The sequence below is a fragment of the Clostridium sp. CS001 genome (assembly GCF_020443565.1).
Classification (GTDB): domain Bacteria; phylum Bacillota; class Clostridia; order Clostridiales; family Clostridiaceae; genus Clostridium_AD.
Window position 1 is genome coordinate 163558 of sequence record NZ_JAIZZN010000007.1, and the last position, 8250, is coordinate 171807.

Here is an 8250-nt window from a genome sequence, read left to right on the forward strand (position 1 = left end):
TTGGGGACGGTTCTCAACAAATGCTTGTCTTAGTCAATTATTCGATAATTTTCTTAAGCCATTGTAAGTTTCCAAAAAAATGAACATGTCCATAAGCCGCTAGAGTATTTTTCTTAACATATCCGCATTGCCAATTCTTCACGCTGCCATCATAAACATTTTTAGAAAGCTTAAATATCCTTTCATCATCTAAACTTACAAAAGATTTGTGAAACTCATGACAATTTATGCTCATGTTTTCAGGCAAAATATCATTTTCTACATCTACATTAATTTGCGCATATCCAAAATTCTGAAGTCTTTTGGATAAGGTATAGTAACCATTGAAAAATCCTACAGTCTTGCATGATGTATCTTCCACATTTTTGACTTTTTCATCTTGAGGTTCTCCCTCTAAAAGACTTTCTCCTAATGTAAGATACATTAACCCTCCGCATTCGGCATAGCAACGAAGTCCACCATCAAGAGCTTTTTTTATACTACTTAGCATTGATGTATTCTCAGATAGCTCCTTTTTAAATACTTCTGGGTAGCCTCCCCCTATATAAAGAAAATCTATGTTAGGTGGTAGCTCCTTATCACTAATTGGGCTAAAATAAATAACTTCCCCCATTTCCTGTAGAAGCTCTAAATTTTCTTTGTAATAAAAACTAAAGGCTTTGTCATAAGCTACTGCTATTTTTTTGTTTCTGTTCTCCACATGAAAGTTATCTTCATACTTTTGGTTTTCCTTAAAGATTTCTAGCAGTGAATCCATATCTACATGCTTTTCTAAAAGTTCTGCACAAATTCCTATCTTCTCTTGTAAATCCTCTATTTCACTACTTTGAATTAGCCCTAAATGCCTGCTTTTGAGTTGCAATCTTTCATCTTTGGGGAGATACCCTAGAACCTTCACTTTGCAGTTTTTATTAATAGTAGCTTTAAGTAGATTATAGTAGCTTTCTGTTACATTGTTTAGTATTATTCCCTTTATATTTGCATTTTCAAAATTTACAATTCCATTAATTTCTGCACATAAAGTTGCTACCTGAGCTTTTGGTGACAACACAAGTATAATTGGCAAATCTAAAACCTTTGACACGTGATAAGTAGAATAGTCTGTATCAGTGCCTTTTCCGTCGTATAATCCCATTACGCCTTCAACTACTCCTAGGTCTCCACATCCTCTAGAAAAACTAGCCTTTACTCCCGCCTCACCCATAAGATATAAATCCAAGTTTCTTGAATCACTTCCGGTTATCTTCGTATGAAAAGCAGGATCTATGTAATCCGGTCCTACTTTATATCCCTGTACTTTAAATCCTCTACTTTTTAATGCTTTCATAATCCCTAGGGTTACTGTGGTTTTCCCACCACCACTGGAATTTGAAGATATAACCATACTCTTCATTTGCCAATTTCACATCCTTTTACTGGTAATCTTATAGCCAAAGTTTCAATTAGTTATGAACCGTCCCCAACTTTTGTTTTTGACAAAGTACTATTAGTTGAGAACCGTCCCCACTATTTCGCTATTTCTACTGGTTAAAGTTAAGCTTTTCAAACATAGCTATTATCTTTTCATTACTGAATTTGTCCTTAATTGCTAGCCTTATATATTGTCCGTCAAGTCCCCTATAGTTATCACATTTTCTTATAACATATCCTTTAGCTATGCATAACTTATAAAGTTCCTCTGATTCTGATGTTGTACCTTTTGCACCAGTTATTGGTTTTTCAACTTCTAATTTATTCAATTTGCATAATACGTAATTCCCGTAAGTTAAAAAGACTTCATCTATAAAGGAAATATTCTTCAAAGCCTTTAGAAATCTTGGCCTTTCTTCTGTTATCCACGCTTTACTTTTTTCAATGTATAGATTATCCTTTAACACATATTTAGCAGCAGCTTCTGCAAAACAGTTTATGTTCCATGGGTTCTGACGTTCTCTGATTTTCTTTAGTAAATAATTATTACTACTTATTCCATATCCAAATCTTATGCCTGGCACTGCAAAAAACTTAGTTAAAGCTCTTATTATAAACAAGCATTTGTAGATTTTAACCTCTTCCACAAAACTATGTTGCTCTTCTCCCGTAAACTCAATAAATGCCTCATCTATTATTATGATTTTATTATTACTTTCACAGTATTCAAGGATCTTTTTAAACTTTGCTTTATCAATGATATTTCCATTAGGATTATTAGGGTTCCCTAAAATCACTCCTTGAACATTCTGCAATTTATTTAGTATATCTTCATAATCGTAGGAGAATTCAGCGTATTCCTGGTTCAATAAGTTATTATTATTATTTTTATATTTTAAATTTAAACACACTTTTAGGCTTTGGCATTCATTTAAATGTGACTGTTTTTTCAAGTATGAATACTCTATATCGCAGCTCCACCTTTTAGCATCTATCTCGTATTCTACAAAAGAAGGCACTGCGATTAACAAACTTTTATGACAAGCTATAACTAAGTCAATTATCTCCGCAGCTCCATTTCCTAAAACAAAATATTCCTCTGGACAATCAGTGTAATCTTTTAAGGCTTTTAATAAGCTTCTATATTGAATATCCGGATATCTTGTTAATGCATCTACTGCTTCACTTATATTATCAATAAAGCTACTAGGAACCCCTAATGGGTTTATATTTGAACTATAATCTATTAATTCTTGTCCTTTTAGTATTCCATCAGTATAAACATCACCACCATGTATCACTGAAAACCATCCTTTCTACAGGTAAATTCTAAAAATATTAATTACCCTTATGCGTTTTCCCTACATTTTTAAAGTTTCCATTGATTACGTCCTTTATATGCTGTATATAAATATCTTGAATATCACTAATTTCTCCGAGTCCGTGTAGATGGGTTTTTACTCTAAATCCTTTATCTTCTAATATGCTCTTCCAGGAATCTTCATCATCACCTGCCATATCATTTTTGGCATGATCTCCTGCCACTAGCATTAAAGGCATTAATATAATATCTTCTTCTATGTCCTCCATAATGTTCGGAATTACTCTATCCAAAGTTGGATATCCCTCCACCGTTGCAACATGTACATTTTTAAACCCTCTATCTCTTAGAACACTTTCAAAGCAGCAATATACAGCATTTGCAATATGGTTTGTACCATGCCCCATTAAAATTACTGTTCCCTCTTTAGACATTTGTGTAAGCTGTGTTGAGAGAGCATCAACCATAATTGTATAGTCATCTGGAACATGATCCTCTTCTCCCTTAAAACATATTAGAGGTCGTCCCACTACAATTTTCTTAAATGTATTACTATCTTTATACGAATCAACCACATTATTTATATAATCAAATTCTACCCCTGGAATAACATGTAAAGGTTGAACAATTACTTCCTCATACCCTTCATTTTTCAACTTTTGAAGTGCTTCCTCTGGTGTATCTACATGAAGATTATCCCTATTCTTAAGAACTTTAAGAATAATATGCGAGGTGAATGCTTTTCTTATTTCATAATCCTCAAAGGTATTTTTTATCTTTTCCTCTATTGCATCAATGGTTACTTTCCTTGTATCCTCATGTGTCGTCCCAAAACTTACAACTAAAATTGCTTTCTTCATCATTTTCATCCGCCTTACTAATTTTTTTGTAAAATTCTACACCATTTATTTGTGTGCCACCTTTTAATCATCATCTGCGATGCTGCAATATTAACAACTTTGGAAGCAGATTTGGACTGCCACCAAAGCAACCTTTCTAGGCTGAGCCACTGCCACTTATAGACGATGGTAGACTTAAAGCTTCCAAAATGTTGTTAAATATAAAAAAAGTAGTTCACCTGAGAAAGTGACTACTTTTTAATTAATTCATAATTAAATTAACTTTATTAAAAAGTTCTTTCCCTCCGAAAGCTTGTTAACAACATTTAGGCAGGTCTCCTGGCTCTTGATTTCTCAATTACAGTAGCGGGGGCTGCTGCGGACTCAAACCGCATTCCCTTTTCACCTATTAAAAGGCACCTAAAATTCTATTCTATTTTAACATTAGTTTATTATAATTATATCATGGTGTCAATGTTTAGAATGACATCCTAAGAGTTTCGCAGTAAATTCACTATTCTCAGTTCTAGTAGTTGCCTATATCTAAAGCTCAAAAACTTCACTCAAATTTATCTTAAGTTCTTTAAATGTAGCAGATTCAAACTCCTCTCCATTTTTATAAACTCCAAATTGCTCATAGAAACCCTCTTCATTAATTTTATATATTGATACTGATTTAATTTTAGGATTTACTATCCAGTATTCATTTACTCCAAAGTGTTGATATAAATTCATCTTTGTAACTAAATCATGAGACTCATTTGATGGACTTAATATTTCTACAATTAAAGTAGGTACCCCAGTATAGTTTGCATCACTTAGACCCGTTTTATCACAAATAATACTTATATCCGGAATAACTTTTTTAGGATACTTATGATTTTCATTCTTTAGTATAATATCAAATGGCGCTATAAAAGGCTTACACGATTTATTTCTAAAAAAAACATTAAATTCAGTAGCTATATTAAGTGCTACCATTTGGTGTGTTTTAGATGGTGACGCTTGATTATATACTATTCCATCAATATACTCTAATAATTCATTCGTATTTTTATCTATACTTACAAACTCGTCATAGGTTATATGTTTTGCTTCCGGTAACATAAAATCATTCCTCTCCCTTTAATGCAAATCAATTCTAATAATAGTATTATATCAAACTTCTCACTACTTTAATGCAATAAATAAAATCATAGTCAAAATTTCTACTAATTCATTATTAGCCCCTAATGTGTCCCCTGTAAGTCCTGTGATTTTGCTTTCACAAAACTTATTGAATAAGAAAGTAAAGGCTAAGGCTGCAACTATAAGTATACTGCTTTTATTTACTCCAATTAATAAGCTTGAAAGAATAACTGTTATTACTGCTACTATCACTACTTGTTTATTATGAATATTACCTATAAATATATTACCTGATCCTGTTGCTTTAGCATTCTTTCCAATATAACTTATGAATACCACAGTAAACCTTGCAATTATTGGCGTTGCGATTAATATAAGTGGTGTATTCATTTCTATTATAGTACTCACTGCTGCATACCTTGCTAACATATCAAAGACTATAGCAATGCTGGCATAAGTCCCCACTGTACTATCCTTCATTATTTCTATTATTTTATCTTTATTACCTTTAAAGGAGAAGAACCCATCACAGGTATCTCCCAGTCCATCCACATGTAAGCCTCCAGTGACAATCACTGGTATAATAACTACAAACAGCGCCGTAATATTTACTGGCAGTACCTTTATCAATATATAGTAAATTAACCACTGCATGAATCCTACAAATAATCCTACTATGGGAAAGAAAACTGATCCACGTCTAAAGTTTTCTTTGTCACAATTCAAACTTTTATTTATAGGTATTCGCGTGAAAAACTGAAAAAACAGTAAAAAGTCATTTAAATATTCTCTCATCTTATTTGCTTGCAAAGACTCATCTTTGCAAACCTCACCTCTTTCTTAAATTATAATAATTATTTGAGCTTTAAAGGTAATCCACAACAAACTAAATATACCTCATCACTTAAGCTTGCTATGTATTGATTTACAAATCCTGCTATATCACGAAATATTCTACTAAGCTTGCTCTCTGGAACAAGTCCAAGTCCCACTTCATTAGTTACCATAATTAAATTCTTGTCACTAGCTTTAGCTTTTAATATAAGTTTTTGAAACTCAACTTTTATATTACTTAATAAATTATCAACTTCTTCCATAGACATATTATCAAAATCTAATTCATGCTTAAACATTAGGTTAGTCGTCATAATAGTAACACAATCTAGCATTATATTATCCATATCATATTGTTCTATTGCCTTATCTAAATCAAAGAACCCTTCATAGGTTGTCCATTTTGAATTTCTACTATCTACATGTTTTTTTATCCTATGTTCCATTTCCTTATCTGTAATTATTGCCGTGGCAATATACAAAACATCATCATTATCTTTAAGTAGATTTTCAGCAAAAGTACTCTTACCACTTCGACTTCCACCTGTTACTAAGGTTATCTTACTCATGTGTGCGCTCCTTTTCATCGAATTTAGGGAAAATAGTTGTGAACCGTCCCCGCTTATTTTTAAACATGTGTAATCGAATCTATATATAAATTACCATATTCATATTTTATAAGGCTGATATCACCATTTTTACTGCCAAACTTCCAAAATAAATCTATGTTTTCATTCATAATGTAACAATACATGGCTCTTATGACTCCTGAGTGAGTGCATATTAAAACATTGTCATATTGAATCTTTTTAATATCTTCCATAAAACTCTTAACTCTTTCATATAGATTAATATAACTTTCCCCATTTGGAGGTACAAACTCTTTCCAATTATTTTGCCAACACATACATTCTTTTGGATAGTGTTTTTGAATTTCCTCGTAGGTTTTACCTTCAAAATCTCCAAAGTTTGTTTCGCTTATTCTATTGTCTTGTATAATTTTTATTTCCCCTTCTATTTTCTCTTGACCTAAAACTAAGGTTGCCATTTCTAAAGTTCTTTTTTTATCGCTAATATATACCTTGTCTAATTTTATATTATTAAAGAACTTCTTAGCTTTATTGCCTTGGCTTATCCCAATTTCATTTAGACCCACATCCAAATTGCCATAGTAAGTGCCTTTTCTATTTTCCTCAGTTTGTCCATGTCTTAATAAGTAAATATTCATTAGTTTCCCCTTATGTCTATGTACTCTCGTCTATCAAGGGCTGCTTCTTCAAATGTTCCCATGTTATCCATTGTAAATAGGGCCGCTTCAATTATATTAAAGGCAAGCGGGCATCCTGATCCTTCTCCTAGTCTCATGTTCAAATTCAGCATAGGCTCTAATCCTATTTCCTTCATGGCAAAAGCTGCTCCTGGTTCTGCGGATAAATGCGATGCAAATATATATCCCTTAACTAATGGATTTAGCTTATAAGCACACAGTGCGGCTACTCCTGATATAAATCCATCAATAACAATTGGCACTCTATTTTTCGCTGCAGATAGAAAGCAACCACATAGTGCAGCAATGTCAAATCCGCCAACCTTTGAAAGCACATCAATAACATCTTCTTTATCTGGATTATTTACTTCAATGGCTTTTTTAACTACTGCCTTTTTAATACTAAATTGCTCCTGGGTAATTCCTGACCCCCTACCTACTGACATGTCTACCTCAAGCCCTGAAAAAACACTTAGAATCGCTGCACTAGTAGCAGTATTCCCTACACCCATTTCTCCTGTACCAAATAAATCATAACCCTTAGTTACTAAATCATCAATAGTTTCTATTCCAATTTCTATAGCTTTAATTGCTTCCTCCCTAGTCATTGCTGGCCCTTTCATCATGTTTTTAGTGCCATATGCAATTTTTCTATTTATAATTTTGGGATTATTAAATTCCGCATCAACTCCAACATCTACAATTGTAATGTCACTACAAGCAAACTTTGATAAAACATATACCCCTGTAATCTCTCTAGTGAAATTATTAGTAACTGTAGCCGTTACGCTTTTAGGACAGTTAGATACGCCCTCTTCTACAACTCCATTATCTCCACACATTATAACCACATTTTTTTTGTTAATCTTATTATGAGTCTTTCCAGTAATTCCTGCTACCTTTGCTATTATGTTTTCTATTTCACCAAGACTTCCTATGGGTTTTGTTAAACTATCAATTCTATTCCAAGCCTTTTTCATAGCTTCTGTATTTATTGGCTGAATGCACTTTACGGTATTTATAAAAAGTTCCATTTGTTTTCCCCCTGTGGATTTAATTTATTATTTAATTTTAACACAAAAAACAAGGACAACAAAATGCCCTTGTTCTAAATTTAGAGAAAGTTTAGTATTTATTTAACCATTAGTGCTTTTATTAATAGATTTCATCATCATCTATAACGGGTAGATTGTCTAGGTTATTCCTTTTATCTCCATCAGGTAGACTTCTTAAGAATTCTTCGCCTTTTTTTGAAGTTGAAATAGAAACTCCACCGATACTTCCTTGCTTCGCTAACGTAACTGCCTGTTCTTTTGAAACTATATCTGGTTCTAAAAATGTGTACAAATGTACTCAATTAGATAATTCGCACTTATTCTATCTTATGATAGTTTTAAGCCTTGGTTGTACCAGTGATATTTCATAGGCACTTCTTCCATGCAAATATTACT

At 32.6% G+C, this 8250-nt stretch carries 9 protein-coding genes and 1 riboswitch; all 9 genes read right to left on the bottom strand.

Features of this window, described 5'->3' with window-relative positions; translation table 11 throughout:
- Positions 1-37: 37 nt before the first annotated feature.
- The gene (locus LGK97_RS07145; protein ID WP_226259066.1) at positions 38-1393 is read right to left on the bottom strand and encodes a cobyrinate a,c-diamide synthase; all 1356 of its coding nucleotides are present in this window, start codon (positions 1391-1393) and stop codon (positions 38-40) included.
- 127 nt (positions 1394-1520) lie between these two features.
- Positions 1521-2708, bottom strand: coding sequence for a pyridoxal phosphate-dependent aminotransferase (locus LGK97_RS07150; protein WP_226259078.1), 1188 nt, complete (start codon positions 2706-2708; stop codon positions 1521-1523).
- A gap of 40 nt (positions 2709-2748) precedes the next feature.
- Positions 2749-3594 (bottom strand): sirohydrochlorin cobaltochelatase, encoded by an 846-nt coding sequence (locus LGK97_RS07155; RefSeq protein WP_319001552.1) that lies wholly within the window; start codon positions 3592-3594, stop codon positions 2749-2751.
- A gap of 287 nt (positions 3595-3881) precedes the next feature.
- Positions 3882-4009, bottom strand: a riboswitch (cobalamin riboswitch).
- Positions 4010-4113: 104 nt separating this feature from the next.
- The gene (locus LGK97_RS07160) at positions 4114-4677 is read right to left on the bottom strand and encodes a Uma2 family endonuclease (protein ID WP_226259067.1); all 564 of its coding nucleotides are present in this window, start codon (positions 4675-4677) and stop codon (positions 4114-4116) included.
- 63 nt (positions 4678-4740) lie between these two features.
- Positions 4741-5493 carry an adenosylcobinamide-GDP ribazoletransferase gene (gene cobS / locus LGK97_RS07165; RefSeq protein ID WP_226259068.1) on the bottom strand — a complete coding sequence of 251 codons (753 nt, stop codon included), beginning with the start codon at positions 5491-5493 and terminating at the stop codon, positions 4741-4743.
- Positions 5494-5552: 59 nt separating this feature from the next.
- Positions 5553-6101, bottom strand: coding sequence for a bifunctional adenosylcobinamide kinase/adenosylcobinamide-phosphate guanylyltransferase (gene cobU, locus LGK97_RS07170; RefSeq protein WP_226259069.1), 549 nt, complete (start codon positions 6099-6101; stop codon positions 5553-5555).
- A 59-nt stretch (positions 6102-6160) separates the two neighbouring features.
- Positions 6161-6760: an alpha-ribazole phosphatase gene (cobC, locus tag LGK97_RS07175; RefSeq protein WP_226259070.1), complete on the bottom strand. Its 600-nt coding sequence runs from the start codon at positions 6758-6760 to the stop codon at positions 6161-6163.
- Entirely contained in the window at positions 6760-7833 is a 1074-nt protein-coding gene (gene cobT, locus LGK97_RS07180) for a nicotinate-nucleotide--dimethylbenzimidazole phosphoribosyltransferase (protein ID WP_226259071.1), read from the bottom strand. The genes cobC and cobT overlap by 1 nt, the downstream gene beginning before the upstream one ends.
- A 121-nt stretch (positions 7834-7954) precedes the next feature.
- Positions 7955-8146, bottom strand: coding sequence for a DUF3892 domain-containing protein (locus LGK97_RS07185; protein ID WP_226259072.1), 192 nt, complete (start codon positions 8144-8146; stop codon positions 7955-7957).
- Positions 8147-8250: the final 104 nt, after the last annotated feature.

Excerpts from the sequence above, each read along its gene's own strand:
- LGK97_RS07145 (WP_226259066.1), bottom strand. The coding sequence starts at position 1,393 with ATGAAGAGTATGGTTATATCTTCAAATTCCAGTGGTGGTGGGAAAACC.
- LGK97_RS07155 (WP_319001552.1), bottom strand. The coding sequence starts at position 3,594 with ATGATGAAGAAAGCAATTTTAGTTGTAAGTTTTGGGACGACACATGAG.
- LGK97_RS07160 (WP_226259067.1), bottom strand. The coding sequence starts at position 4,677 with ATGTTACCGGAAGCAAAACATATAACCTATGACGAGTTTGTAAGTATA.
- cobS (WP_226259068.1), bottom strand. The coding sequence starts at position 5,493 with ATGAGAGAATATTTAAATGACTTTTTACTGTTTTTTCAGTTTTTCACG.
- cobU (WP_226259069.1), bottom strand. The coding sequence starts at position 6,101 with ATGAGTAAGATAACCTTAGTAACAGGTGGAAGTCGAAGTGGTAAGAGT.
- cobC (WP_226259070.1), bottom strand. The coding sequence starts at position 6,760 with ATGAATATTTACTTATTAAGACATGGACAAACTGAGGAAAATAGAAAA.
- cobT (WP_226259071.1), bottom strand. The coding sequence starts at position 7,833 with ATGGAACTTTTTATAAATACCGTAAAGTGCATTCAGCCAATAAATACA.